We start from the raw sequence: 24629 nt of genomic DNA on the forward strand, positions 1-24629 counted from the left end.
TTACTCCTTAGTTTATTTTGTTTAATCCCGCCCAAACCTACCCATATACAAATTAATTCGGAATTTTAATATATTATTTAGGAAAATTCAAGCCCTGAGTCATTTTCATCAGCTCATTCATATTAGGCATTTTCTTTCCGGCAAATTTTTTCGCCATCTTAGCGGCGTTTTGGAACTGTTTGTTTATTCTGTTTATTTCCTGAACACTTAGCCCGGCACCCTGTGCAATTCTTCTTCGTCTGCTGGCACTCTCTTTAATAAGTTCAGGATGTTTTCTTTCTTTTGAAGTCATTGAACTGATCATTGCTTTTATTTTTTTAATTTCTGCAGAATTTTCTAGATCAATGTCACCGAGCTGTTTTAGCATATTACCCATCCCCGGAATCATACCTAAAAGGTTTTTCATACTTCCGAGTTTTTTCATCTGCTCTAGCTGATTTAAAAAGTCTTCATAGTTAAACTGCCCTTTTTTTAACTTTTTAGTAAGTTTTTTCGCTTCTTTTTCATCAATAATCGCTGAAGTTTTTTCAACAAGACCTTCAATATCACCGGCTCCCATTATACGGCTTACAATTCTGTCAGGAACGAATACTTCAATATCCTGTACTTTTTCTCCCGTACCTAAAAATCTTAACGGTTTTCCAACCTGATGTGCGATGCTCAGCGCAACTCCGCCTTTTGAATCACCGTCGTATTTCGTAAGTATAACACCTGTAATGTCAAGTTTTTCGTCAAACTGTTTTGCTGTATTTAAAGCGTCTTTACCGGTAAGAGAATCGGCTACATAGAAAATTTCATCAGGATTTACCTCTTTTTTGATTTCAATAAGTTCATTCATAAGCTCATCATCAATCGCTAAACGCCCGGCTGTATCTATAAGCACAACGTCATAAAATTTTTCTTTAGCGTATTCCACGCCTCTTTTAGCGATATCCACGGGATCTTTTGAATTTTCGTCATAAAATATGTCAAGACCGTTCTGTTCCGCTAACTGTTTTAGCTGTTCTACCGCCGCGAGTCTTTGAAGGTCGGCTGCAACCATTAAAACTTTTTTCTTTTTAAACTGTTTGAGATAATTCGCAAGTTTTGCGGTAGTAGTTGTTTTACCGCTACCCTGAAGACCTGTCATCAATACGACTGTAGGAGGTTTGTTTGAATATACAAATCCGTAGTTTCCGGGTGCAGTTAAAATGTTGGTTAAAGATTTATCTAATGCTTTTAAAAAGTTAGCCTTCCCTATTCCGGCTCTTTTTGTTTCAATCTCTACTTCTCTTAAAAGATCTTTGACTACTTTAAAATGTACATCTGATTTTAAAAGACTTTTTTTCAACTCATCCAATGCTTTTTTAAGCGCTTTTTCATCGTCTTTCATTCTTATTTTGTTAATAGCGCTTTTAAAGCCGTCGCTTATTTTGTCAAACATTACTCTCCTTTAAATACTATTTCTTTTTCTTTTTTTTCTTATAGGTATTTACTTCTTCCTGCATTTTAAAGTCGCTCGGTTCAGGTGATGTGAAATTATAATCAAATATTTTGAATTTATGATGATGAAGCATTACTCTTTTAAAAGGTTCTCCTCCGTATTTTTCATCTCCTAATATCGGATGGTCCACCGCTTTTAAATGAGCTCTTATCTGATGTGTTTTTCCGGTATGGATAACGGCTTTTACTTTTGATTTGGTCCTAAACGCCAAAATCGGCTCAATTTCGGTTACGGCGTCTTCTCCGTCTTTTGAAATTTTAGCAAGTGCCCCGCTTTTTGTTTTTATTACTTTTATAGGCAGATCTATCGTCATAGGTTCCGGCACAATTCCGCTTACCCATGTTATGTATTCTTTGTATACATTTTGTTTTTTAAATTCTTCAATAGCTTTTTTTCTAAAAGTTTCATTTTTTACCAAAATTAAAATTCCGCTTGTCTCTTTATCAAGTCTATGAAGAAGATCGTAACCGAATATTTTTGAAACCTCTTCACTGGTAATATAAGGAGGTTTGTCAACCGCTATTAAATTCTCGTCTTCGAAAATTTTTTTAGGTTTGGGAAATTTAAGTACTTTAAATTTTGTATTTGTAGGAAGCAGTCCTCTTGCTATTTTAATTTTTTTGTCTTTTGCAAATACAAGCCCTCTGTCAATAAGCTCTTTTGCGGCTCTGTTTGAAATGCCTTCCTGTTTTGCTAGAAGTATATAAGCTTTCTCGTTCATTTTAACCTTTTTTAGTTGAAATTATAACAAAAGATTTTCAACTCTGAATTTACATTAATATATATAAGGGAATGATTAACATAACTTTAAGTTAACGTTATTATATTGTTATAAATTTTTTTTATATTAAGCAATCTTTAAGGAAAAAAGAGTTATGATACACTTTGAGAATGAATTAATATTCATTCGAATATCAAAGGGGAAGAAATGAAACTCAATCGTTCCAGTTTAATTGCACTAGCACTGACATCGCAATTGTTTGCAATAAGCCCTTATATTGACGGATACAGGGCATATATAAGATACGTCAAGCATATCCCAAAATATGGCATAAAAGCTCCTGAACTTTTGAAAAAACTAAACGTTAGAAATGAAGAAGATCTGCTAAATCTCTTCAAAAACAATGCAAAGCCGCTAATAGAAAAAACCAAACGATTTAACCCAAAAGCTGCTGAAGGTTTGGAAAAAATAATTAAAAGAGGTAAACTCAAACAACTTAAAGTATTCCTTTTCAATGTTTTAAACGGCGAAATACCTGCCGGTTGTATGTAATTAAATTAGATTATATTTAAAATTATTATTGTGTAGCAAAAAGTTTTATATTATAATTACTGCTGTCACTTTCGGGTTTCATTCTTCCCCCCGAAAAATAAAAAACACTTAAGGAGATAAAATGAAAAAATTACTACTTTCAGCTACAGTAGTTGCAGGACTATTTGCAGCACCGACTGTTGATTCTCTTCAAAAACAAATCAACGACTTACAAAAACAATTAAAAGAACTAAAAGCAGAGCAAACTGCTCAAAATACAAGATATTACAAAAAAGTTGCCCCTGTTGTAACAAACAGCCATCTATACTGGAGTTATGATTTAAGAACAACTTTCGATTTCATTAAAAAAGAAACAACTGGTGGCTTCGTTATGGACGGGGCAGTAAACACTGGTCAATTCGGTCCAACATTTACTGACAAATCACCATTTATTATGTATAATGGTCATATGGTTTCTGGCCAAAAATACTACGGAAGAGTATTTTCAAACAGAATTATACTTACAGGCGTAGTTAAACCTAGTGATAACCTTAAAGCAACTGTAAGAGTAGAAGCAAATAAAGTCTTCGGTTTTTCAAATATCAACGGATTCCAAGAGCCTTATCAAAACGTTGACTGGGTTACAAATGAAACACCAGACGATGCTAACATAAGAATTAAAGAAGCCTTTTTCAACTATTGGTTCGGACCTGACAATGCGCTTATGTTCAGTGCGGGTAGAAGACCTGCAACAGAAGGTTTCCCTGCAAACTTAAGAGAAGGAGATCCTGCAAACTCACCGCTAGCTCACTTAATCAACATGGAATTTGACGGATTCAGTTTTGAAATAGGAAATCCTATCTTCTCAAAAATTTCTGATAAATTTGCTGACTGGGGAACTTGGTTAAAATTCTGTGCCGGTAGAGGTTATTCTAATACAAACGGTAAATGGTCATTTACATCAAACCCTGATTATACAGCTGATGATAATTTAAAAGATTCTGATTTTGCCGGATTCATTCTAGTTCCATATGATGACGGTCAGTATTCAATTAAAACTGAAACTGTATGGGCATTTAATTTAAGAGGTTTCAGACCAAGTGGAGAATATAACGCAACAACTGGTGTATATGGATATGCAATGCCAACAGTTGGTAATTATTTCGGTGAAAACATTGTGCTAGCTGCAAACGGTATCGGAAACGACAATTTCAGCTCAGACGCAGTTAACGATTTCTTAGACGGTACAACAGCATTTATTTCATACGCATACTCTCAAACAAGACCAAAATCAGGTCAAAAAATGTTAGGAAGTGCTGATAAAAAATCTGGTCACAGCTGGTGGATCGGTGCAGATATGCCTGGATTCGGAGATAATGACCACTTCGGTATCAGTTATGTCAAAGGAAGCAAATACTGGAGAAGCTTTACTTACGGTGAAGACACTTTAGCAGGAAGCATCGCGGCTGTTAGAGGTCATGCGATTGACACATACTATAACACACAAATTATTCCTCATTTAACAGCGGGAATTAGATACACTTATATCAAATATGATTATCCTGGAAGTGATGCATTCTTTGGAGACATGGGAGATCCTTCAACAGTTAATGCATATGGTTATCCAGTAAATTACGTAAAATCTGCAAAAGATATTAGAGTATTTGTTAGATATAAATTCTAATAATTAACATAAATTTAACTTATAAGTGCCTCCCGGCACTTATTTTTAATTTTTTTTTGATACTATACTTGAGTAAATTCCTAAAAGGAGAATAAATGTCTGAAATTATTAATCTCAAAAGAAGAAACTTTCTAAAAGGCTCGGCTGCAGCGGCCGCTGGTGTAGCAGCTGCAACTACTCCGGCATTTGCTTTTAATCCTTATGAAGACGCGATTAACGCTAAGGAAAAAAAAGAAAATGAAATCAAAAACGCAACATTCACTCCTTCAATCTGTGGTATGTGCGTTAACATGTGCGGTGTAATAGCTAGAAATGTTGACGGTAAAGTTGTAAAAATAGATCCAAACCCTCTATACACTAAATCAAGAAACTTTATGTGTGCTAGAGGTAATGCCGGACTAGGTGCGGCTTACGATCCTGACAGAATCAAATTCCCGATGATCAGAGTCGGTGAAAAAGGTAGCGGTAAATTTAGAAAAGCTACATGGGAAGAAGCGTTTAATTACATAGCTGAAAAAATGGTTAAAATCCTGGATGAAGAAAAAGACAACAGAAGTACGTTCGCATTCGGTGCGGGTGCGTCTACAGGTAATATGGGAGACCCTATATTTGCAAACTTCCTAAACGGTGTAGGTAGTGCAAACTTCGTTGACCACTTTACAACATGTTTCGCTCCTTCATTTATGGCAAACAAACTTATCTTCGGAAGCTGGGGTGTAGGTGACTTCCAAAGAACAAAATATCTTTTAAACCTCGGTGCGAACAGAGCTGAAGGTATCGTTACTCCTGACACTCTTGACATGTTCAGAAGAACACATAAAAGAGGTATTGAAAAAATAGTTTATATCGACGTAAGATATACAAACACAGCAGCTCACGCTGATGAATTTATTCCTATCAAACCTGGTACAGACGGTGCTTTAATGCTTGCAATGGTATGGGAAACTATCAATAAAGGCTACCATAAAACACCATATAAGAGCGAATACCTAAAACAAGTTGACGGTCTTGAAGAACTTGAAGAATTCTTTACTAAAGGTGAAGGAAGCAAATATACACCTGAATGGGCAGCGAAAATTACTGATATTCCTGCAGAAACAATCAAAAGATTAACTAAAGAATTCTCTGATGCTGCGGAAAAATACAAAGGTGCGGCAAACTGTTACAGAAGTAGAAAATCAACTTGGTATTATCAGGATTTCGAATTCAGACGTGCACAGGCTATTTTCAACGTATTACACGGATGTGTAAACAGACCGGGAGGTGTACTTCTTGGAAGAGGTCTTAAACTTGAAAAATATGAATATGAAGATTTTCCTATTTATGACAACGCTAAAACAAGAATCGATATCTCAAAAGTAAACAATACTCCTGGAGAATATCCTCTTGCTAACCCAACAAAAGGTTCATGGCAAATATTCAGAGATACAGTACTTGATATCAATACAAGATGGAGAAAAGGCGAAAAATTAAAAGACTGGGAATACCCTGTAAGAGGTATGTTTATTTATAAACAAAATCCTATGCAGTCAGTTCCTGATTACGGTAAAACAGCTGAAATGTTCAAATCTATGGATTTGGTAGTTACTATCGACATTATCGTAAACGACACTGCTTACTATTCTGATGTAATCCTTCCGGATGTAAGTTATCTTGAAAGAGAATCTCTTGTAAAATCATTCGGTACGCTTCCTGAGCCTGTAATCGCTTGGAGAAGTCAGGCAATGGAACCTATGTATGGATGCAGAACTATTTACGATATCGTAAAACCGTTATCTGAAAAAATCGAAAAACCATTCGCAGCAATTACATTCAAATACACTTGGGATGCAGATGATTTAGGTGTTGAACTTCCAAAAGACTTTAATCTAGACAAATACCTAAACGACGACTTTACTATAGATGAAGCTAAATTAAGAGCTGATATAAAAGACGAAAAACTTGTAAAAGCTATTCTCGAGCATGCAAGCGAAGACGATTTGGGAATTCAGGACTTTAAAATTTCAAAAGCATTCGAAAAAACTATTCCTGAATTTAACGAAGAAGTAATGACTGAAATATATGGTAAAAAAGCTGCTGAAATTGCAAAAGAATACGGTGCTTACTGGCCTGGTATCGAAAAAGCGGTTGAAGCTGGAATCATTGATGAGCACACTAAAGCTCTTAAAAAAGATTATCCTGATAAAAATCAGGCACCATATGAAATTTATAAAAAATATTCAACACTTAAAAACAATCCTGATGGAACTCCGTTCTATATTGTTCCTAAAAAAGGTAAATGGATTACGGTAGCGCTTAGAAACCTAGAAGGCAAACCGTTCAAAAACCCTATTACAGGACAAGAAGAAAAACTTGGAATGTTCCCTAAATGGAGAGATTCATTATATATTGAACCGAATCATCAAAAAGGTGAAGTAAGAATTGTGCTTGGAAGACACGCTTACTTTACACAAAGTGCAAACCCTAACAACTACTTACTGCTTGATCTTATGAATTACAACTATGTATGGATTAACGACGATCTTGCAAAACAGTTAGGACTTAAATTCAAAGACGATGTAGTTTTAGTAAACAGAGACGGAACAAAAATTAAAGCAAAAGTTTATCCGACAAAAAGAATCAGAAGAGACACAGCTTATATAGCTACTGGATTCGGAAGCAAATCTAAACTGTTAACTCTTGGATACGATAACGGTATTTCTCAGGCTGAAGTATGTGATAACAGCATTGACCCTATTATCGGATCAGCAAGTATGAACGAAACTTTTGTAACAATTAGAAAGGTGTAAAAAATGGCTAACTACGCAATGGCATTAGAATATCAAAACTGTATAGACTGTAGAGCATGTGAGGTAGCATGTAAGGATGAAAATGGTGTAATGCTTGGTGCTGACAAACAAAGAATCTGGGTAGGTATTGTTGAAGGCGGTACAACTCTTGCCGATGCGTTTTTAAACTTCTATCCTAGCCAGTGTAACCATTGTGAAGAAGCGCCTTGTATTACTGTTTGTCCTACAGGGGCTTCTCATTTTGCTGAAGGCGGTATAGTAAAAGTTGATTATGATATGTGTATTATATGTAAAGGTTGTATGGAAGCATGTCCATACGAAGCAAGATTTGTAGACGAAACAAAACATGCAGTTGACAAATGTACATTCTGTGACGGAAGAATTCAGGAATACGGAACAACTGCTTGTAGTGCGACTTGTCCTACTAAAGTTAGAACATTCGGTGACTTGGAAGATCCGAATTCTGATATTGTTAAAACACTTAATAAAAGAGAGTTTTTCGTTCTTAAAGAAGATGAAGACACAATGCCTAAACTGTTCTATCTTGTACCTGAAAACGAAGAATATGCAAAAAGAACTCTCGGTAATGTAAAAAGACATAAATGGGCTGATTTTAAAGCCAAATATGAAGCTCAGGCCAATAAAAATAAACCTGAGTGGAAAAAAGCGTAAGGAGCTATTATGAATGAATATATTAATTGTTGCGGGCTTAACATAAGAAAAGTTAGTATCGGTCAGTTGCTTTTTAATAAAACAATGCTGATCGCATACGTTTTACTTGCTATAGGAGTAGTGGGTTGGTATGAAATTTTTGCATTAAGATGGGCTCATGATTTCATCAACAATGCCGGTGTTATTGCGGCAGCCGGACATTTAGGTGAAACTAAACAGGTTGCAATGGCTTTAAAAGAGCAGATTTTTAATTTACATGAAATAGAAGAAGTAAACAAGGCAGAGCCTTGGGGTATATTTGTTACTCAGTATACTTATCTATTATACGGCGGTAGTGCTTTAATTTTCTTAACTGCTTTAGCAGAACTTTTCCATGTAAAAATAGCTCCTAAAGTTGCTGCTGCTTTCATTACATTTGGTATTTCAATGGTATTCGGCGGTTTAATTTCAATCTTTACAGACTTAGCAAACCAATTACATATTTACTGGATGGTATTAAATCCTCAACCTCAAAGCGGTATGTGGTTAATGCTTCCTTTATATGCTGTTTATATTCCGTTTACATTTATTGAAATTTATTTCTTAATTACAAACAACAGAGATATGGCAAGAAAAATTGCAGGTGTACTTGTAATATTAGGTATTATCATTGACGTTGCTGAATTTTATATCCAGGGTCTATTATTCAACTTAAACGATCCTAGACATTTATGGACAGACATTCCGTTCTTATGGTTATATTTCTTAGTTACAGGGGCATTAACTGGTGTAGCTGGCGCTATGGTTTACAGTTTCTTAGGATTAAGAGATAAACCTTATTATGAAAACACAATGAATTTATTAATTAAAGCAGGTCTTGTAATTGCAGTGCTTGCAGGTTTATATGAAATCGTTAACTATATGACTGTTGATCCTAAATGGACAAAACTAATGACTAGCGGTTCTCCTGTTGCGACAATGTACTGGACTTGGATTGTACTTGGATTAGCTGTACCTGTTGTATTATGGCTGACTAGAAACAAAACTTTGGCTGTAATCGGCGGTATTTCAGCTATTATCGGTACTTTCTTTATGAGACAGGCATTTATTTACGGTGGTAACGTAGTACCTATGACTGCAAGGGTTGACGGATTAGGACCTCAAGCTACAAGCGTTTATAATCTTGATGCTGTAACACCTTACGCTTATGTTCCGGCTCATACAATGGAAATTTTAATCGTAATCGGATGTTTAGGATTAGGTCTTGCAATTTACTCAATTCTTGACTCTCTTTTTGCAGTAAGAGACGTTAACGACAACGTAGACCATTAAAACCCTCCTTCTCTCCCTTTTGGGATATAATTTAAACTTATAACTTTTCTCCTTTTTTAATCAGTTTTCCTTAATTATATTTTTTTTTTTGCATATTATTATAATTAAGATAAAATATATCAGAATAATATGCAAAGGATAACACATGGCAAAAGTTGTAATACTTGGTGCTGGTATTTCCGGTCATACCGCAGCTTTGAACCTAAAAAAACTGCTTGGCAAAAAACATGATATTATTGTTGTTTCACCTAATTCACACTATCAGTGGGTTCCTTCAAATGTTTGGGTTGGTACAGGGCATATGAAAGCTGATCAGGTTAAATTTCCTCTTGAAATACCTTATAAAAAAATGGGGATAATTTTTAAACAGGCATTTGCGAGAACAATTCATCCTGACGGTGATACAAAATCAGACATTCCATTTGTTATGATTGAATACATTGACGGCAAAAAAGAAAAAATAGAATATGACTATCTTATTAACGCAACAGGACCTAAACTTAATTTTGAAGCAACACCGGGCCTGGGACCAGATACAGGCAATACTGTATCAATATGCAGTTATACCCACGCAACTGAAGCATGGAAAAAACTACAAAAAACAATAGATAAAATGAAAAAAGGTCAAAAACAAAAAATTGTAATAGGGCTTGGTCATGGAGGTGCGACATGCCAGGGCGCGGCAATTGAATATACACTGAATGTAGCAAGTCTGATAAAAGAAATGGGACTTCAGCAATATGCAGATATAAAATACTTATCGAATGAATATATGGCAGGCGATCTTGGAATGGGCGGAGCTTATGTGAGAAATAACGGTTACGTAGCTCATACTAAAAATATTATTGAATCGCTTTTTACGGAACTTGGCATAAAATGGTATATGAGAAATTCAGTTTATAAAGTTGAGTCTGGAAAAATATATTACGAACATATTGACGGCAGCGAGCATATTATGGAATATGATTTTGCAATGCTTATACCTGCTTTTGCCGGAGTTGGAATAAAAGGAATAGATAAAAACGGCAACGAAATTACTAACGGTAGTTTATTTAAGTCAAATGGTCTTATGACCGTTGATGCAGACTATGAAAGCACTAATAAACCTTATCATGAATGGGGAGGAGAAGACTGGCCTAAAAAACTTCAAAATCCGACATGGAAAAACATATTTGCAATCGGAATAGCATTTGCACCACCTCACCCTATTTCAAAACCTATGAAAACAAAAAGCGGCAGGCCGCTTACTCCCGCACCGCCAAGAACGGGAATGCCAAGTGCAGTAATGGGTAATGCAGTTGCACATAATATTGCAGCAACAATTAAAGCAGGAGGAGAATATAAATTTCCTAGAAGTGCAAGCATGGCTGAATTTGCTTCAATATGTGTAGTAAGTATAGGTTACGGCTTTAGAGGAATGGCTGGTACAATGAGTGTGTATCCTACCATTCCTGATTATAAAAAATATCCTGACTTTGGAAGAGATTTAACATATACTTTAGGAGAACCTGGAATTGCCGGGCACTGGTTTAAGTATTTGATGCATCATCTGTTTTTATACAAGGCAAAAGCCAATCCTGGATGGTGGTTGATTCCTGATTAAAATCAATTATAAAAAATAATATTAATTATAAGGAGAAATTATGAGCGAACAAAAAAAAGGAAAAAACCTTCTGGCAACAAGCTGGGAAGAAAGGGCATATACAGACTGGAACTACGGAATGTATCCTTTAAGGGCAGAACTGTTCAGAAGAAAATGCATTATTTACCAGTTTTACAGATTTATAATTTTATCTGTAAAAATGTATATCACCGCATCAAAACACTAAATTCAAAATTTATACAAAATTTCTCTTTAAATAAGAGATGTTTTGTGTTATAATCATTTAAAATTTTTAAGGAGAACTTATGGCATTAGAACTAAATGCGCAAAATTTTGCGGACACAATAAAAAACAACGAAGTAGTAGTAGTAGACTTCTGGGCGCCTTGGTGCGGACCTTGTAGAATGATAGCTCCTATTATCGAAGAGCTTGCTGAAGAATACAAAGACAAAGGTGTAGTTGTAGGTAAAGTTAATACTGACGAAGCGCCTGAAATTGCTGGACAATTCGGAATCAGAAGTATTCCTACAGTAATATTCTTTAAAAACGGTGAAGCTGCTGACGCAATGATCGGTGCAGCTCCTAAACAAATGTATCAAGAAAAAATCGAAGCTCTTTTATCATAATTGAGAAATAAATTTTTTTATACCTTCAGCTCCTTTTTCGGAGCGTTGATGGTAGCAGCCTTCTTTTTCTACTATAATTATAAATTCAAAGAATATAAATTTTTAGATTTTAATAAAATAATACTTTATGAAAAACATAATATTTTCGAACCTAAAGCAAAAGAATATACAGTAATAATATTTTCATCCAGAATGAACGACCTTCAAAACTTAACCTCAAAAATAAAAACAAAATACCCTATCCTGGCAATAGACATATACCAGCAAAGAAAAGATTACCCCGGTGTAATCTATACAACCGCCGGAATAAACACTATAATTAAAATAATTCAGTTTTTAAATATTTATCAGGTGCCTGTAGTTTTAAATATTAAACAATACAACAAAAAATTGTATAAACAGGACAGTCCTCTAGAAGTAATACAAAATTGACATTGATAAAAGGATCTTTTTCTTTTTATCAATGTTAATTTAAGGAGCAAAAATGTATGACGTAATAATTATAGGAGCAGGTCCGGGAGGACTTAGCGCCGGACTGTACGCGGGAAGAATGGGTTTAGATACGTTAATCATAGAAAAACTCACACCGGGCGGACAGATAACTCAAAGCAGTGAAATAGAAAACTATCCGGGAGTATGCGAAGTTAAAAGCGGCCTCGAACTTATGCAGTGCTGGCCGGAACAGACTAAGAGATTCGGAGCAAAAATAATAAGCGAAGAAGTGGTTTCTATTTCCAGATATGAAATACAAGACGATAAATACGGATTTATAATAAAAACTCCTAAAAACGAATACAGATCATTAGCCGTAATTTTAGCCACAGGCGCAACTCCGAAACGAGCCGGATTTAAAGGTGAAGAAGAATATATAGGCAAAGGTGTCAGCTACTGCGCGGTATGTGACGGTTATTTTTACAAAAACATGGATGTGGCGGTTGTAGGAGGCGGCGACAGTGCCCTTGAAGAAGCCCTGTATTTAAGCAATATTGCAAAAAAAGTATACTTAATACACAGAAGAGATGAATTCAGAGCGGCTCCGGCTACCGTTGAAAAAGTAAAAAACAAAGAAAACATAGAAATTCTTTACAATACTACGGTTGAAGAAGTAAAAGGAGTGCCGTTTTTAAATACAGCAGTTATCAATACTGACGGAGAAATAAAAGAACTAAAGGTTGACGGTATTTTCGTATTCGTAGGTATGAACGTAAACTCCGCCCTTGTTAAAGATTTATGCGAATTGAACGAATATAACGAAGTAAAAGTAGACTTAAATATGAAAACTACACTTGAGGGCCTATATGCAATAGGAGACGTAAGAGAAAACAGTGTAAAACAGGTAGTGGCTTCTGCCGGAGACGGTGCAGTTGCAGCTTTAAATGTGGTAAAATACGCTAAAAGTTTAAAGGATTAAAATGAAATACGGAATAGTCGGCGCAACAGGCAGGGTTGGACAGCTGCTTGTTAATATTATTAAAAATTCGGAAGACAGCATCGGTGCCGTTATGTTTGAAGGAAAACAGACTATCGACTTTGAACAAAACACGGTAATCACCAATGACGCAAAAACTTTGTTGGAAAATTCTGACGTTGTTATTGATTTTTCAGCTCCGGCAGCGACTCAAAATCTTCTTGAAGCTGCATTGGAAAACCCTAAACCTTTAGTAATAGCTACTACAGGCCTAAACGACCATCAGCAAAATCTAATGATGGAAGTAAGCAAAAAAGCGCCTGTGCTTTATGCTACCAATATGAGTTTGGGTGTTGCAATATTAAATAAACTGGTATCAATGGTTAGCGAAAAGCTCCAGGATTTTGATATTGAAATAGTAGAACAGCATCACAGATATAAAGTGGACGCTCCAAGCGGAACGGCTCTTACTTTGGCTGAAAGCTGTGCAAAAGCAAGAGGTCTGGAACTTAAAGAAGTTATGGTTACAGGAAGAAGCGGCCACGTAGGAGCAAGAACGAAAGATGAAATCGGAGTATTTGCCGTTAGAGGCGGAGACGTAGTCGGAAGACACACTGTAGGATTTTATAACGACGGTGAATTTTTAGAACTTAACCACACGGCGACAAACAGAGAAACTTTTGCCAGAGGTGCTATAAAAGTTTCTAAATGGCTTGTAAATCAAAATCCGGGACTTTATTCAATTAACGACGCTTTAGGAATATAAAAAAAGAAGGAAAAACAAATGTGCTCTGTAGTAGGTATTTATGGAAATGAAAACGCAAGCAAACTGGCTTTTTACGCTCTATTTGCAATGCAGCACAGAGGTCAGGAAGCCGCAGGTATAAGCAGCAGTGACGGCAAACACATTAAAACCGTCAAAGACAGAGGTCTTGTAACACAGATTTTCAAAGAAGACCATTTTAAGATTTTAAAGGGAAACATGGCTATAGGCCATACTAGATATTCAACGGCGGGAGACGATTCTATTCTTGACGCCCAGCCTGTATTTGCAAGATACGGTCTAGGTGAAATATCTATCGTACACAACGGAAATCTGGTTAATGCAAAAGAAATAAGAGAAGAGCTTATTAAAATCGGAGCTATTTTTCAGACAAATATGGATACCGAAAATCTTATACATTTAATTGCAAAAAACTATGAGAAAAAAAGACTTAAAGACAGAATCATCGATGCGGTTAAACAGATTAAAGGCGCTTTTTCACTTGTTATTTTATCAAGAAGCAAAATGTTCGTAATACGCGATCCTTTCGGTTTCAGACCTCTGTCTTTAGGGAAACTTAAATCAGGCGGTTATATAGTGGCAAGCGAAACCTGCGCTTTTGAACTCGTAGGCGCGGAATACGTAAGAGACGTAAAACCTGGAGAGATGATTATTTTTGAACACGATGAAATAAAAAGCGAAATGATTTTCGAACCTACTCCTAAACAGTGTATTTTCGAATATATTTACTTTGCAAGACCGGATTCAAACATATTCGGCAAAAACGTTTACAGCGTAAGAAAACAGATGGGAAGAGAACTAGCACGTGAACTGCCTGTTGAAGCGGATATGGTCGTTCCCGTTCCTGACAGCGGTGTTGCGGCTGCATTAGGTTACGCACAGGAAAGTGGAATACCTTTTGAAATGGCCATAATGAGAAACCATTATGTAGGACGTACGTTTATAGAACCTACTCAGGAAATCAGAGATTTAAAAGTAAAAATGAAACTAAGCCCTATCAAACATAAAATAGAAGGCAAAAGACTTGTAGTAATCGACGACAGTATCGTAAGAGGAACTACAAGCAAAAGAATAGTAAGAATGCTAAAAGAAGCGGGAGCTAAAGAAGTACATATGAGAATCGCTTCTCCCGCTACCATAGGCCCTTGTTATTACGGTGTCGATACTCCGACAAAAGACGAACTTATAGCGGCAAAAAAATCCATAGAAGAAATCACAGAATATATTGAAGCAGACAGTCTTGCATATTTATCAATCGATTCAATAGTAAAAGCGGTAAAAGATAAAAAAGAAAACTACTGTTTTGCATGTTTCGACGACAACTACCCTATTCTTTAAGAGATTTTTTCTCTTTTTTCTTGATTAAATCTTCTCTTTTTGATATAAAGTGGCAAAAAAGAGGATAGATGGATAGATTATATACATTTGGAAAATATTTAAAGAAAAAATTTAAAACTAATGTTAAAAAAGTACCTATATCCATTCCGGGTTTCACATGTCCTAATATTGACGGAACCGTAGCAAGAGGCGGATGTGTTTTTTGCGAGAATGAAAGCTTTTCTCCAAACTTCACGAAAGAGAGATTTACTCTTAATCTCAATTCCAAAGAAAATCCTCTTCTCCAAAAACAGATAACGGCTTTAAAAGAACAGTTTTTCAATACTGTTCCTCTATTAAAAAAATACTACGGAGCTAATAAATTTATAGTTTATTTTCAAAGTTTTACAAACACTTACGCACCTTTTGAAACATTAAAAGCCCTTTACGAAACGGCTCTTGATTTTCCGGACGTAATCGGCCTGAGTATCGGTACAAGGACTGACAGCATTACCGACGAAACGCTTCAGTACCTCGAGAAACTCAGCAAAAAACATGAAATATGGGTTGAATACGGAATACAGAGTTCAAACGACGAAACGCTGCAAAAGATCAACAGAGGCCATGATTTTCAAAATGTGAAAGAAACAATCAAAAAAACAAAAGATTTAGGCTTAAACGTATGCGGACATCTCATATTCGGTCTTCCGGGTGAAACACAAAAAGTTATGTTAAAAAGCGTGGACGATACTATTGAGCTTAATATAGATTCTATAAAATTTCATCCGTTATATGTTACAGAAAACACCCTTTTGGCACTGGAATACAAAAAAGGAAACTTCACACCTATAGACGAACAGACTTATATAGACACACTAGTAAAATCAATAAAAAAACTGCCTGGGCACATATCAGTTCAAAGAATGACAGCCGGAAGTGAAAATCTTCTTGCCCCGCAGTGGTGCAAAAATAAAGCCAGACAAATGAGCGCCATACACAGAGCGCTAAGAGATGAGGGAATCAGACTTTAAAATGAAAAACAGATTCGATAAAGATGCAGTTACATGGGACGACCTGCCAAGACGGGTAAACCTTGCCAAAGCAGTTGTTAAAAACATTATTCCTTATTTAAAAGGAGATGAAAAAGTTTTGGAATTCGGCTGCGGCACCGGGCTTGTCGGAATTAATACCGCTCCTTATGTAAAAGAGCTTACCGGAATAGACACCTCCGCAAAAATGGTTGAAAAATTCAATCAAAAAGCTCAAAAACTGAACATTAACGCAAAAGCTATGGTTAAAGACATATTTGAAATCAGTGAAAAATACGATATCGTCATATCTTCAATGACTATGCATCATATAAAAGACATATCTTTATTGTCCGATAAACTGTCAGAAATAACGAATGAGGCTTTCTTGGCAGACCTTGTAAAAGAAGACGGAACTTTTCATACAAGAGGCAACGAAGACGTAGCACATTTCGGCTTTTCTTCAGAAGAGCTGAATAAATATTTCGGCAGCTGGGATATTGATTATAAAATAATACACACAATAACTAAACACAGAGATTTTCCCGTATTTTTACTACATATTAAAAAGTAAAAGTGTTTTTTACTTTTTTTGACATATACAGTTTTTTGTCGGCTTCCATAAAACTTTCTTTTAAATCGCCTTTATATTCGCTAAAGCCGGAAGAGACTGAAATTTTCTCATTTTTAAATTTTTTACTGTCAAGTTCCCTATAAAGTTTTATAGCCCATTTTTTAATATCGGTCATTTCACTGTTTTCAAACAAAACTACAAACTCATCTCCCCCTATTCTTCCTATTATGTCGTTTTTCCTTGTATTTTCTTTCAAAACATCTACAAAATAATTAAGATATTCGTCTCCGAACTTATGTCCATACTGGTCGTTTATCTTTTTAAAATTATCTAGATCAAACAGCCCTAATATACCTTTTCTGTTTTCTATGGCTTTAAAAAAGCCTCTTCTGTTATATACACCGGTTAAAGCGTCAGTATTTGCTTCTGTTTCCAAATCTTTGTTTTCTTTGACTATTTTCACTGTATATTTTTCCAGATTCAGTACAAAAAAATAACTGATAGACGCCACAAGCAGATTAGAAAAAATATAAACAAAAAGATCCTGCAGCGTAATATCTTTAAATAATCCGTTAAAATAAGAGACCACTACGAATAAAAGAAAATAAACAGAAAAAAATGTACCTACCTTTCTGCCGGCATATAAATAAACGAATGGAATCAAAGCTATAATCCACATAGTTCTGTATACCACATGCGTTTGAAAATAAATTACAAAATGCAGATTCAACCCTACCGCTATAATAAAAAACACTATAAACAGATTATACGAAAGCTTGTCTTTAAGATACAAAAAATACAATAACACGAGAGAAACGATAGCAAACAGAGTGTATTTTTCTACAAAAGGATTAATAAATACCAACCCGTAAACATCAGACAGTTTATAAAACACAAGAATTAGAAGATACAGTATAAGAGGTACTTTTACAGTTTCCTTTTTAAATATTTCAATTGAAGACAACCCCGCCCCTTGTTATATTTACAAATAATCCAGCCACATAGGCAAAAACGACTTGGCTTTATTTATAGTCGTTGTCGGTCCATGTCCCGGTAATATTCTCTTATCATAATTAATTTTGAGAAATTTTTCAATAGACTGTTTCATTTTTTTTGCATCTGAATAAGGAAAATCGACTCTCCCTATACTGCCGTCAAAAATAAAATCTCCGCTAAACATTTCATCGCCTATTTCTATAGTAATGCTTCCGGGAGTATGCCCCGGAAAATGTCTGATCTGCACTTCATATCCGCCTATATTATAAATTCCTTCTTCCAAAAGCACATCAGGACTTACTTTAGGAGGATTATATCCGAAAGGGTCGCTTTCAAGCATAAAAGCGTCTTCTTTATGTATATAAACAGGGATATTGAAATGATCTTTTATTTTTTTATCATCCCACATATGATCAAAATGTCCGTGCGTGTTTATTATTGCAACCGGATTTTCAACATGCTCTTTAACAAACTCAAAAGCTCCGACTCCCGGGTCTATAATTATCTTTTTATCAATAATGTAACAGTTTGTATAAAACTCCCCGCATGGTTTTACCAAAATTTCCATACTATACCTTTACTGACTTAGAAAACTTTTTATGCCGCCGCAAAATTTACGGCTCTTTTTTCTCTTATGACGTTTACTTTAATTTCTCCAGGGAAACTCACTTCTTCTTCTATTCTTTTTGCTATATCCCTTGCAAGTAGCACGGCTTCGTCATCGTTTATCAAATCGGCTTCCACAATAACCCTTATTTCTCTTCCGGCATTTAAAGCATACGCATTTATTACGCCTACATAGCTTTTGGCAATATTTTCAAGCGATTCGACTCTTTTTAGGAACGCTTCAAGCACTTCTCTTCTGGCACCGGGTCTTGCGGCGCTAAGAGCGTCTGCTGCACATACTGCCGCCGATTCTATACTTGTAGGCTCTACGTGTCCGTGATGGGCTTTAATCGCATTTAGCACCACTTCAGGCTCTTTATATCTTTTACATAAATCATATCCGAGAGTTACATGGTCTCCTCCGAAATCATGAGTAAGGGCTTTTCCTATATCATGAAGCAGCCCTGCCCTTTTTGCAAGCAGTTCGTCACCGCCCATTTCAGCAGCCATTATTCCGGCAAGATGAGCAACTTCAAGAGAGTGGGCAAGCGCATTTTGACCGTAACTTGCCCTGAATTTCAGCCTTCCTATAAGTTTTACGATCTCAGGATGGATTCCCGCATTTGACAGACCTAAATCAATTAATATCTCTTCGCCTTCTTTTGTGACTTTTTCTTCGAATTCCTGAGTCACTTTTTCATAAATTTCCTCAATTCTTGCAGGCTGTATTCTTCCGTCTTCTACGAGTCTCTTAATCGTCTCTACCGCAATCTGTCTTCTGTAGATATTAAAACTGCTGACCGTTACGGCTCCGGGAGTATCGTCGATAATAATATCGCATCCCGTTACCATTTCAAGTGTTTTTACGTTTTTACCCTCTTTTCCGATAATTCTGCCTTTCATTTCATCATCGCCTATAGGTACAACGTTAATCAGTCTTTCTCCAGCAAAATCTCCGGCATATCTGGTTGTAGCCTGGGCGATTATAAATTCGGCTTTTCGTTTTGCGTCATTTTCAGCTTCTTTAAGAATTTTTCTTGTAAGGTGGGCTGTTTCGTCTCTTAATTCTTCCTTTGTTTTCTTAAGAAGTATCTCTTTTGCTTCTTCTTTGGTAAGCCCTGCACCGTTTTCTAGAATTTTCTGAGCTTCTACAAGTTTTTGTCTGTACTGTTCTTTTAATTTTTCAACAGCTTCTCTTTCTTTTGAAATTGCATCAAGTTTTTTTTGCAGCTCTTCGTCTTTTTTCATATGTTTTTCTATAAGCTCTTCAATTTCCTGCTCTTTTTTAAGTATCTCATTTAATTTGTTCTCATACTCCTGCTGAAGCTTCATTTCCTGCAGTTCATAAGCGTTTTTTGCCTCAAGCTCCATCTCTTTTGCTTTTGTTTTCGTGTTTTCAAGCAAAATTTCGGCTTCATGTTCTATAGCTTTTGCTTTTGCTTTAGCCTGCTCTACATAAATCTCATATTTCGCCGCATCCATTTTTTTTGCTATGACAAATCCCGCGAGAACGGATAATATCATAACGGCTAAAATTATCAGTACACTCATTTTTTCTCCTTTTATAAATATTAAAACTTATATATTCATCTGCCCTGACATCAAATATATCAGTAATCACATCTTTGCTGTAACATAACCTCAACTGCACAAAAACGATTCTGGGTTTGTATCCAAGTGCTGAAAAAAACCTGTCATACATTCCTTTTCCGAATCCAACACGCTTGAAACTGCTGTCTATTCCTACAACGGGAACAACAGCCAAATCAATTTTCTGCAAAGTTTTCTGTTTATTGACAGGTTCAAGTATTGAAAATTTTTTTTTAACAAGCGGTAATTGATATTTTACCATCTTAAAGCTTAAATCCTCCATAAACGGGACAAAAATATTCTTTCTTTCTCTTCTTAACTTTCTTAAAACCCAGTGAATATCCACTTCGGTATTCATCGGAATGAAAAAAAGAATATTTTTATGTCTTTTACAAACTTCATAAAGTTTCCAGCCGATTTTCTTAGAATAATAATACCTGTTGTATTTTGAGATTTTTAAACATTTTTTTCTGAATGTGTTTTTTTCATTCATATTTTCTTTTGCCATTTATTATGCCTTAATATGATAAAATTACGAAAAAGGAGTTTAATTGAAATATATTTTAACATTTATTCTTATAATTTTTATAGCGGGCTGTTCAAAAAACACCAAACCGGCAGAAAATCATCAAAACATAGAAACAAACCAGTCACAGCAAAAAAAACCGCAAAAAGAAAACGACATAATAAAAATAACATTTGATAATTTCACATTGAAGTTTAAAGAAAACAAACTTATTTACCCTAAAACAAAAACGGTAATACTTTTCGATAACAACAGCTCATATTCAAAGGCGCAGGAGCTGGTATTAAAAAAATTAAACGTAAAATATTATAAAACCGATTCAGCGTATTTAGAAAAATATTTTAATATACAGTACTACCCGACTATCATAGTACTGGATAAAAACAAAACGGTAAAATATGAAAATTTTACACCGTATGAAATTTTAAAAGCGGAGGGATTTTAATGCTTGGATTTATAAAAAAAGGTCTTAATAAAACAAAAGAGGCGCTTCAAAGCGTAGTAGGCAGCCAAAAAAAAGAAAAACTATCAAGAGAGCTTATAGAAGAAGCGCTTTTAGAATCGGATATGGATTATGATCTGGTTGAAAAAATCATAGAAAACCTTCCGGAAGAAGTAAGCAGGGAAAAACTGAAAAAAGAACTGTTATGGATATTTGACACTCCTAACAACGAAATAAAAATAGACGACAAACCGTTTACATTTTTAATAATAGGCGTAAACGGAGCCGGAAAGACAACTACAATAGCAAAACTTGCCAACAAATTTAAAAAAGAAGGCAAAAGCGTAATTTTAGGCGCTGCGGACACATTCAGAGCCGCCGCTATAGAACAGCTTACAAAATGGGCGGAAATACTGGATATTCCCATCGTTAAAACCAAACAGGGACACGACCCCGCAGCTGTTACATACGACACGATAGCCAGCGCAAAAGCAAAAGGCATAGATGTTGCGATAATCGATACGGCCGGAAGACTGCACAATAAAGTAAATCTTCAAAACGAACTTAAAAAAATCGTAAACGTTGCAAAAAAGGCATATGAAAAGGCTCCTCATAAAATCATTCTGATAATTGACGGAACACAGGGAAGCAGCGCAATAAACCAGGCAAAAGTTTTTAAAGAAATAGTCGGTGTCGACGGAGTTATTATTACAAAACTGGACGGAACCGCAAAAGGGGGAAGCGTATTTACAATAGCAAATGAGCTCAGACTTCCTATACTGTTTGTAGGAGTCGGAGAAAAACCTGACGATCTTGTTAAATTTGATAAAGAAGAGTTTATAGAAGGAATTTTAGAGGGACTTTATGACTGATATCATTTTTTATTTCGGATCAGTTGTAATAATTTTCGCTTTCATAGGGCTTGTAACCGTAAAATTTAAAAATGAAGACAACATAGATTTAAACGAACATAAATGGATTATTCTGCTTTATATTATTCTCCTTGTTGTATCGATAATCACTTGGAGAGTCATATATCTTCTGCTGATATCCAGCACACAGGAGATGATTAATTACAACCTCAACATACAAAGAGCGATAAATGGCTAAGAAAAAAACAGTTTTTGAATGTATCGAATGCGGATACAAAAGTGCTAAATGGATGGGAAAATGTCCGGCATGCGGCAGCTGGGAAACATTCGTAGAAGTAAGCGAGGATAAAGGAAACAAAAAATCTTCCTCGCCAAAAGCCGGTGTTTTAAAATTTGAAGAAATTGAAAAAGAAGAAATTGAAAGATTTACTTCCGGAGACAGCGAACTTGATTTGGTATTAGGAGGCGGTATAGTGCCCGGAAGCCTCGTTTTAATAGGAGGAAGCCCGGGAGTCGGAAAATCCACTCTAATGATGAAACTCGCCGGAAATATAAACAAAAAAGTTTTATATGTTGCGGGCGAGGAAAGCCCCGGACAGATTAAAATCAGAGCCGACAGACTAGGAGTTAAAAACAAAGATTTATATTTAATGCCGGAAATCATCGTAGAAAACATAATAGACGAAATAAAAAAAGGCTATGAGCTGGTTATTATCGACTCCATACAGACCATATATTCTGAAAACCTTCAATCCGCACCCGGAAGCGTGTCACAGGTCAGGGAAGCCACATTTGAACTTATGAGAGTTGCAAAAGAGAGCAAAACACCGGTATTCATAATAGGACACATAACAAAAGAAGGCTCTATTGCAGGACCGAGAGTGCTTGAACATATGGTGGACACCGTTTTATATTTCGAAGGAGACGCAAGCCGAGAGCTTAGAATTCTAAGAGCGTTTAAAAACCGTTTCGGATCAACAAGCGAAATAGGAATATTCGAAATGACAAAACAGGGACTTGCCAGTGCGAAAAACAAATCGTTTTTCAGCAAAAAAGCTCTTCCGGGAAGCGCCATTACCGTCATACTTGAAGGGACGAGACCAATAGTACTTGAAGTACAGGCACTAGTCAGTGAGAGCTACTCCATACCTAAAAGAAGCGCGACGGGATTCGATCTGGCAAGACTTAATATGATTTTAGCCCTGCTTGAAAAAAAACTCAATCTCCCATTTAATCAGTACGACGTATTTATAAACGTAACCGGCGGTATCAAAATAAACGAACCCGCAGCCGATCTTGCCGTAATGGCTGCGATAGTCAGCTCGTTTAGGGACAGAAAAATAAGCAAAGAAAGCGTTTTTATAGGAGAAGTAAGTCTTGTTGGCGACATAAGAGATGTGCCTGGACTTGATCAAAGAATAAAAGAAGCCGCCAATCTCGGCTTTTCAAAAGCAATTGTTCCGAGCAGACCTCTGGAAGAGAATATCAAATGTTATGAAGTAAAGGAAGTTGAAAAACTGCTTGAATGGATGTAATTATTTAACCTTTTGATTGTAATATTCTTCAAGAAGCTCATAAGATTCTTTAACCCTTGTAAATTTTTTAGCGTAAATTTTCTGAATTAATTCCGGCTTTTGCCTGTGAACGTCGGGATGGTATTTTTTTGCGAGCCTTCTGTACTCTTTTTTGATTTTATCAAATTCATATATAGTAGAAACTCCAAAAAGCTCCAAAGCGTTTCTTACCTTGTTCAGATATTCTTTAAGCGAACCTTCCACACTGAACGACTTTGAATACGAAAACTCGTTTTCATCAATATTAAATATAATTTTATAACCCATAATCGAATGTTTTGAGGCCAGAGCGCTTACGATTCGCTGAGACTCTTCATTAAAAGTAACGACAAGCCTGTCTGCAGACATATCAATAAGGTCAAACAGAAAAAGACCCTTAATATAATTGTAAACCGGCTTTTTGGGATTGGCAAAAAGTATTTCGAACTCTTTGCTTGAGAGTTTTCTTATTGTTATATAAATGGCTTTTTCATCAAAAGTAACACTGTATTTTTTTATTTTTATAACCAGGTCTTTTTTATAGTTTAAAAGAAGCTTATGCAGAAGATTTTCATCTTCCCCTTTTTGTTTTTTATACATATTGGCGACAGCCTGCAAAAGAAGCTTGTGTTTTCTGACGTTTTTTTTGTCAAAATAAATTTTATACTGATTGTCGTTTATTTCCAGTTTATTAAAAGAAAGTCTTATAAACTCTATAAATCCTTTAATTTTAAACCTGGAATCTATAACAACTTCGATATTTTCAGCAATATTTATTTCAAATACTCTATCCGTCATCTTTCTTCGCTATTATTAAAGTTGCGATAGGAAAAATAAGTTTCTGTTTTTTGACAATGCCAAACCCTTTTAAGTTTTTTATTATTTCATCCTCTTTAAGCGTATCGATACTCTTACCCAGCAATTTATATTCCTCTTTCATTCCAAGCATCATCCCCGCTATTAACGGCAATATTTTATTCATATACCAAAGTATCAGTTTTGCAAAAAGGCTGTCGCTTTTCACCATTTCAACAATTGCAAAATATCCTCCGGGCTTTAGAGATTTTTTTAAATTTTCCATACCTTTTTCTAAATCATCAAAATTTCTAAGCGCCATAAAAGCCGTAATCAAATCCGCTTTTTCTTCTATTTTCACATTCTCAGCCGTATCTTGAATGATAATAATTTCTTTTTGGCCCTTTTTCATTCTGATATGAGGGCTCTCTTCAAACACTACTTCAAAATCCTCTTTTTTAAATCCGAGTTTTTGGAATTTTTCAACAATAACTCTTACCATTTCGGCACTCGGTTCTATCAGATACATCCTGTCAAAATCCAAAGCCTTTGCCATCTCTCCCGTTGCGCTTGCAACGTCAATTAATATCCCGTTTTTTATATGCTTTTTTATCTCTTTTGCAAACATCCGTCTCCAAAGCTCTTCAATTCCGAAACTCACAATTTTTGTCGCCAAATCATATCTTTTTGCCAGCTTGTCGTATATTTTAACGTCCAT

The 24629-nt window shown here is 35.6% G+C and carries 26 protein-coding genes; 18 read left to right on the forward strand and 8 right to left on the reverse strand.

Features of this window, described 5'->3' with window-relative positions; translation table 11 throughout:
• Positions 1–73: 73 nt before the first annotated feature.
• Entirely contained in the window at positions 74–1423 is a 1350-nt protein-coding gene (gene ffh / locus C3L23_RS07850; protein WP_127681520.1) for a signal recognition particle protein, read from the reverse strand.
• A 16-nt stretch (positions 1424–1439) separates the two neighbouring features.
• On the reverse strand, positions 1440–2204 hold the full coding sequence (locus tag C3L23_RS07855) for an RNA pseudouridine synthase (protein ID WP_127681522.1): 765 nt from the start codon (positions 2202–2204) through the stop codon (positions 1440–1442).
• Between the two features lie 207 nt (positions 2205–2411).
• On the opposite strand from C3L23_RS07855, the gene C3L23_RS07860 reads away from it, so the two are divergent.
• The 14 genes from C3L23_RS07860 (at position 2412) to C3L23_RS07925 (ending at position 16531) form a co-directional block, all read left to right on the forward strand.
• Entirely contained in the window at positions 2412–2756 is a 345-nt protein-coding gene (locus C3L23_RS07860) for a hypothetical protein (RefSeq protein WP_127681524.1), read from the forward strand.
• A gap of 121 nt (positions 2757–2877) precedes the next feature.
• Positions 2878–4419, forward strand: coding sequence for a DUF3373 family protein (locus C3L23_RS07865; RefSeq protein WP_127681526.1), 1542 nt, complete (start codon positions 2878–2880; stop codon positions 4417–4419).
• A gap of 95 nt (positions 4420–4514) precedes the next feature.
• On the forward strand, positions 4515–7208 hold the full coding sequence (locus tag C3L23_RS07870; RefSeq protein WP_127681528.1) for a molybdopterin-dependent oxidoreductase: 2694 nt from the start codon (positions 4515–4517) through the stop codon (positions 7206–7208).
• A gap of 3 nt (positions 7209–7211) precedes the next feature.
• On the forward strand, positions 7212–7880 hold the full coding sequence (locus C3L23_RS07875; RefSeq protein ID WP_127681530.1) for a 4Fe-4S dicluster domain-containing protein: 669 nt from the start codon (positions 7212–7214) through the stop codon (positions 7878–7880).
• Between the two features lie 9 nt (positions 7881–7889).
• Entirely contained in the window at positions 7890–9191 is a 1302-nt protein-coding gene (locus C3L23_RS07880) for a sulfide reductase (RefSeq protein ID WP_127681532.1), read from the forward strand.
• Between the two features lie 145 nt (positions 9192–9336).
• The gene (locus C3L23_RS07885; protein ID WP_127681534.1) at positions 9337–10794 is read left to right on the forward strand and encodes an NAD(P)/FAD-dependent oxidoreductase; all 1458 of its coding nucleotides are present in this window, start codon (positions 9337–9339) and stop codon (positions 10792–10794) included.
• 40 nt (positions 10795–10834) lie between these two features.
• Positions 10835–11020 (forward strand): hypothetical protein, encoded by a 186-nt coding sequence (locus C3L23_RS07890; protein WP_127681536.1) that lies wholly within the window; start codon positions 10835–10837, stop codon positions 11018–11020.
• Between the two features lie 79 nt (positions 11021–11099).
• Positions 11100–11420 carry a thioredoxin gene (gene trxA / locus C3L23_RS07895; RefSeq protein WP_127681538.1) on the forward strand — a complete coding sequence of 107 codons (321 nt, stop codon included), beginning with the start codon at positions 11100–11102 and terminating at the stop codon, positions 11418–11420.
• Between the two features lie 48 nt (positions 11421–11468).
• Positions 11469–11852, forward strand: coding sequence for a hypothetical protein (locus C3L23_RS07900; RefSeq protein WP_127681540.1), 384 nt, complete (start codon positions 11469–11471; stop codon positions 11850–11852).
• A gap of 52 nt (positions 11853–11904) precedes the next feature.
• Complete coding sequence (trxB, locus tag C3L23_RS07905) at positions 11905–12831, forward strand: thioredoxin-disulfide reductase (protein ID WP_127681542.1); 927 nt, start codon at positions 11905–11907, stop codon at positions 12829–12831.
• Position 12832: 1 nt separating this feature from the next.
• Entirely contained in the window at positions 12833–13594 is a 762-nt protein-coding gene (gene dapB, locus C3L23_RS07910; protein ID WP_127681544.1) for a 4-hydroxy-tetrahydrodipicolinate reductase, read from the forward strand.
• A gap of 18 nt (positions 13595–13612) precedes the next feature.
• Positions 13613–14950: an amidophosphoribosyltransferase gene (gene purF / locus C3L23_RS07915; RefSeq protein ID WP_127681546.1), complete on the forward strand. Its 1338-nt coding sequence runs from the start codon at positions 13613–13615 to the stop codon at positions 14948–14950.
• Between the two features lie 68 nt (positions 14951–15018).
• Positions 15019–15960 carry a TIGR01212 family radical SAM protein gene (locus C3L23_RS07920; RefSeq protein WP_127681548.1) on the forward strand — a complete coding sequence of 314 codons (942 nt, stop codon included), beginning with the start codon at positions 15019–15021 and terminating at the stop codon, positions 15958–15960.
• A 1-nt stretch (position 15961) separates the two neighbouring features.
• The gene (locus C3L23_RS07925) at positions 15962–16531 is read left to right on the forward strand and encodes a class I SAM-dependent methyltransferase (RefSeq protein ID WP_127681551.1); all 570 of its coding nucleotides are present in this window, start codon (positions 15962–15964) and stop codon (positions 16529–16531) included.
• On the opposite strand, the gene C3L23_RS07930 is transcribed toward C3L23_RS07925, so the two are convergent.
• From C3L23_RS07930 to C3L23_RS07945, 4 genes are read right to left on the reverse strand one after another with little or no spacing between them, the layout of a single operon-like run.
• Positions 16521–17495: a GGDEF domain-containing protein gene (locus tag C3L23_RS07930; protein ID WP_127681553.1), complete on the reverse strand. Its 975-nt coding sequence runs from the start codon at positions 17493–17495 to the stop codon at positions 16521–16523. The genes C3L23_RS07925 and C3L23_RS07930 overlap by 11 nt on opposite strands.
• Positions 17496–17513: 18 nt before the next feature.
• A complete protein-coding gene (locus C3L23_RS07935; protein ID WP_127681555.1) occupies positions 17514–18095 on the reverse strand; it encodes an MBL fold metallo-hydrolase in 582 nt (193 codons plus the stop codon).
• A gap of 29 nt (positions 18096–18124) precedes the next feature.
• Complete coding sequence (gene rny / locus C3L23_RS07940; protein ID WP_127681557.1) at positions 18125–19684, reverse strand: ribonuclease Y; 1560 nt, start codon at positions 19682–19684, stop codon at positions 18125–18127.
• Positions 19596–20231 carry a 5-formyltetrahydrofolate cyclo-ligase gene (locus C3L23_RS07945; RefSeq protein WP_246831059.1) on the reverse strand — a complete coding sequence of 212 codons (636 nt, stop codon included), beginning with the start codon at positions 20229–20231 and terminating at the stop codon, positions 19596–19598. Before C3L23_RS07945 ends, rny begins: the two co-directional genes overlap by 89 nt.
• 43 nt (positions 20232–20274) lie before the next feature.
• Here C3L23_RS07945 and C3L23_RS07950 point away from each other — a divergent pair, with 43 nt between their 5' ends.
• Genes C3L23_RS07950 through radA form a run of 4 tightly spaced genes read left to right on the forward strand, consistent with a single transcriptional unit; the run spans position 20275 to position 23098 of the window.
• The gene (locus tag C3L23_RS07950; protein ID WP_127681559.1) at positions 20275–20694 is read left to right on the forward strand and encodes a hypothetical protein; all 420 of its coding nucleotides are present in this window, start codon (positions 20275–20277) and stop codon (positions 20692–20694) included.
• Complete coding sequence (gene ftsY / locus C3L23_RS07955) at positions 20694–21563, forward strand: signal recognition particle-docking protein FtsY (protein ID WP_127681561.1); 870 nt, start codon at positions 20694–20696, stop codon at positions 21561–21563. Before C3L23_RS07950 ends, ftsY begins: the two co-directional genes overlap by 1 nt.
• Positions 21556–21801: a hypothetical protein gene (locus C3L23_RS07960; protein WP_127681563.1), complete on the forward strand. Its 246-nt coding sequence runs from the start codon at positions 21556–21558 to the stop codon at positions 21799–21801. Before ftsY ends, C3L23_RS07960 begins: the two co-directional genes overlap by 8 nt.
• Positions 21794–23098: a DNA repair protein RadA gene (radA, locus tag C3L23_RS07965; RefSeq protein WP_127681565.1), complete on the forward strand. Its 1305-nt coding sequence runs from the start codon at positions 21794–21796 to the stop codon at positions 23096–23098. The genes C3L23_RS07960 and radA overlap by 8 nt, the downstream gene beginning before the upstream one ends.
• On the opposite strand, the gene C3L23_RS07970 is transcribed toward radA, so the two are convergent.
• Entirely contained in the window at positions 23099–23914 is an 816-nt protein-coding gene (locus C3L23_RS07970; protein WP_127681567.1) for a DnaJ domain-containing protein, read from the reverse strand.
• Positions 23904–24629 (reverse strand): class I SAM-dependent methyltransferase, encoded by a 726-nt coding sequence (locus tag C3L23_RS07975; RefSeq protein ID WP_127681569.1) that lies wholly within the window; start codon positions 24627–24629, stop codon positions 23904–23906. Before C3L23_RS07975 ends, C3L23_RS07970 begins: the two co-directional genes overlap by 11 nt.

This window comes from Nautilia sp. PV-1 (assembly GCF_004006315.1).
GTDB lineage: Bacteria > Campylobacterota > Campylobacteria > Campylobacterales > Nautiliaceae > Nautilia > Nautilia profundicola_A.

What these genes read in the sequence shown, in the direction of transcription:
- ffh (WP_127681520.1), bottom strand. Translation starts at nt 1,423, where the DNA reads ATGTTTGACAAAATAAGCGACGGCTTTAAAAGCGCTATTAACAAAATA.
- C3L23_RS07855 (WP_127681522.1), bottom strand. Translation starts at nt 2,204, where the DNA reads ATGAACGAGAAAGCTTATATACTTCTAGCAAAACAGGAAGGCATTTCA.
- C3L23_RS07860 (WP_127681524.1), top strand. Translation starts at nt 2,412, where the DNA reads ATGAAACTCAATCGTTCCAGTTTAATTGCACTAGCACTGACATCGCAA.
- C3L23_RS07865 (WP_127681526.1), top strand. Translation starts at nt 2,878, where the DNA reads ATGAAAAAATTACTACTTTCAGCTACAGTAGTTGCAGGACTATTTGCA.
- C3L23_RS07870 (WP_127681528.1), top strand. Translation starts at nt 4,515, where the DNA reads ATGTCTGAAATTATTAATCTCAAAAGAAGAAACTTTCTAAAAGGCTCG.
- C3L23_RS07875 (WP_127681530.1), top strand. Translation starts at nt 7,212, where the DNA reads ATGGCTAACTACGCAATGGCATTAGAATATCAAAACTGTATAGACTGT.
- C3L23_RS07880 (WP_127681532.1), top strand. Translation starts at nt 7,890, where the DNA reads ATGAATGAATATATTAATTGTTGCGGGCTTAACATAAGAAAAGTTAGT.
- C3L23_RS07885 (WP_127681534.1), top strand. Translation starts at nt 9,337, where the DNA reads ATGGCAAAAGTTGTAATACTTGGTGCTGGTATTTCCGGTCATACCGCA.
- C3L23_RS07890 (WP_127681536.1), top strand. Translation starts at nt 10,835, where the DNA reads ATGAGCGAACAAAAAAAAGGAAAAAACCTTCTGGCAACAAGCTGGGAA.
- trxA (WP_127681538.1), top strand. Translation starts at nt 11,100, where the DNA reads ATGGCATTAGAACTAAATGCGCAAAATTTTGCGGACACAATAAAAAAC.
- C3L23_RS07900 (WP_127681540.1), top strand. Translation starts at nt 11,469, where the DNA reads ATGGTAGCAGCCTTCTTTTTCTACTATAATTATAAATTCAAAGAATAT.
- trxB (WP_127681542.1), top strand. Translation starts at nt 11,905, where the DNA reads ATGTATGACGTAATAATTATAGGAGCAGGTCCGGGAGGACTTAGCGCC.
- dapB (WP_127681544.1), top strand. Translation starts at nt 12,833, where the DNA reads ATGAAATACGGAATAGTCGGCGCAACAGGCAGGGTTGGACAGCTGCTT.
- purF (WP_127681546.1), top strand. Translation starts at nt 13,613, where the DNA reads ATGTGCTCTGTAGTAGGTATTTATGGAAATGAAAACGCAAGCAAACTG.
- C3L23_RS07920 (WP_127681548.1), top strand. Translation starts at nt 15,019, where the DNA reads ATGGATAGATTATATACATTTGGAAAATATTTAAAGAAAAAATTTAAA.
- C3L23_RS07925 (WP_127681551.1), top strand. Translation starts at nt 15,962, where the DNA reads ATGAAAAACAGATTCGATAAAGATGCAGTTACATGGGACGACCTGCCA.
- C3L23_RS07935 (WP_127681555.1), bottom strand. Translation starts at nt 18,095, where the DNA reads ATGGAAATTTTGGTAAAACCATGCGGGGAGTTTTATACAAACTGTTAC.
- rny (WP_127681557.1), bottom strand. Translation starts at nt 19,684, where the DNA reads ATGAGTGTACTGATAATTTTAGCCGTTATGATATTATCCGTTCTCGCG.
- C3L23_RS07945 (WP_246831059.1), bottom strand. Translation starts at nt 20,231, where the DNA reads ATGGCAAAAGAAAATATGAATGAAAAAAACACATTCAGAAAAAAATGT.
- ftsY (WP_127681561.1), top strand. Translation starts at nt 20,694, where the DNA reads ATGCTTGGATTTATAAAAAAAGGTCTTAATAAAACAAAAGAGGCGCTT.
- C3L23_RS07960 (WP_127681563.1), top strand. Translation starts at nt 21,556, where the DNA reads ATGACTGATATCATTTTTTATTTCGGATCAGTTGTAATAATTTTCGCT.
- radA (WP_127681565.1), top strand. Translation starts at nt 21,794, where the DNA reads ATGGCTAAGAAAAAAACAGTTTTTGAATGTATCGAATGCGGATACAAA.
- C3L23_RS07970 (WP_127681567.1), bottom strand. Translation starts at nt 23,914, where the DNA reads ATGACGGATAGAGTATTTGAAATAAATATTGCTGAAAATATCGAAGTT.
- C3L23_RS07975 (WP_127681569.1), bottom strand. Translation starts at nt 24,629, where the DNA reads ATGGACGTTAAAATATACGACAAGCTGGCAAAAAGATATGATTTGGCG.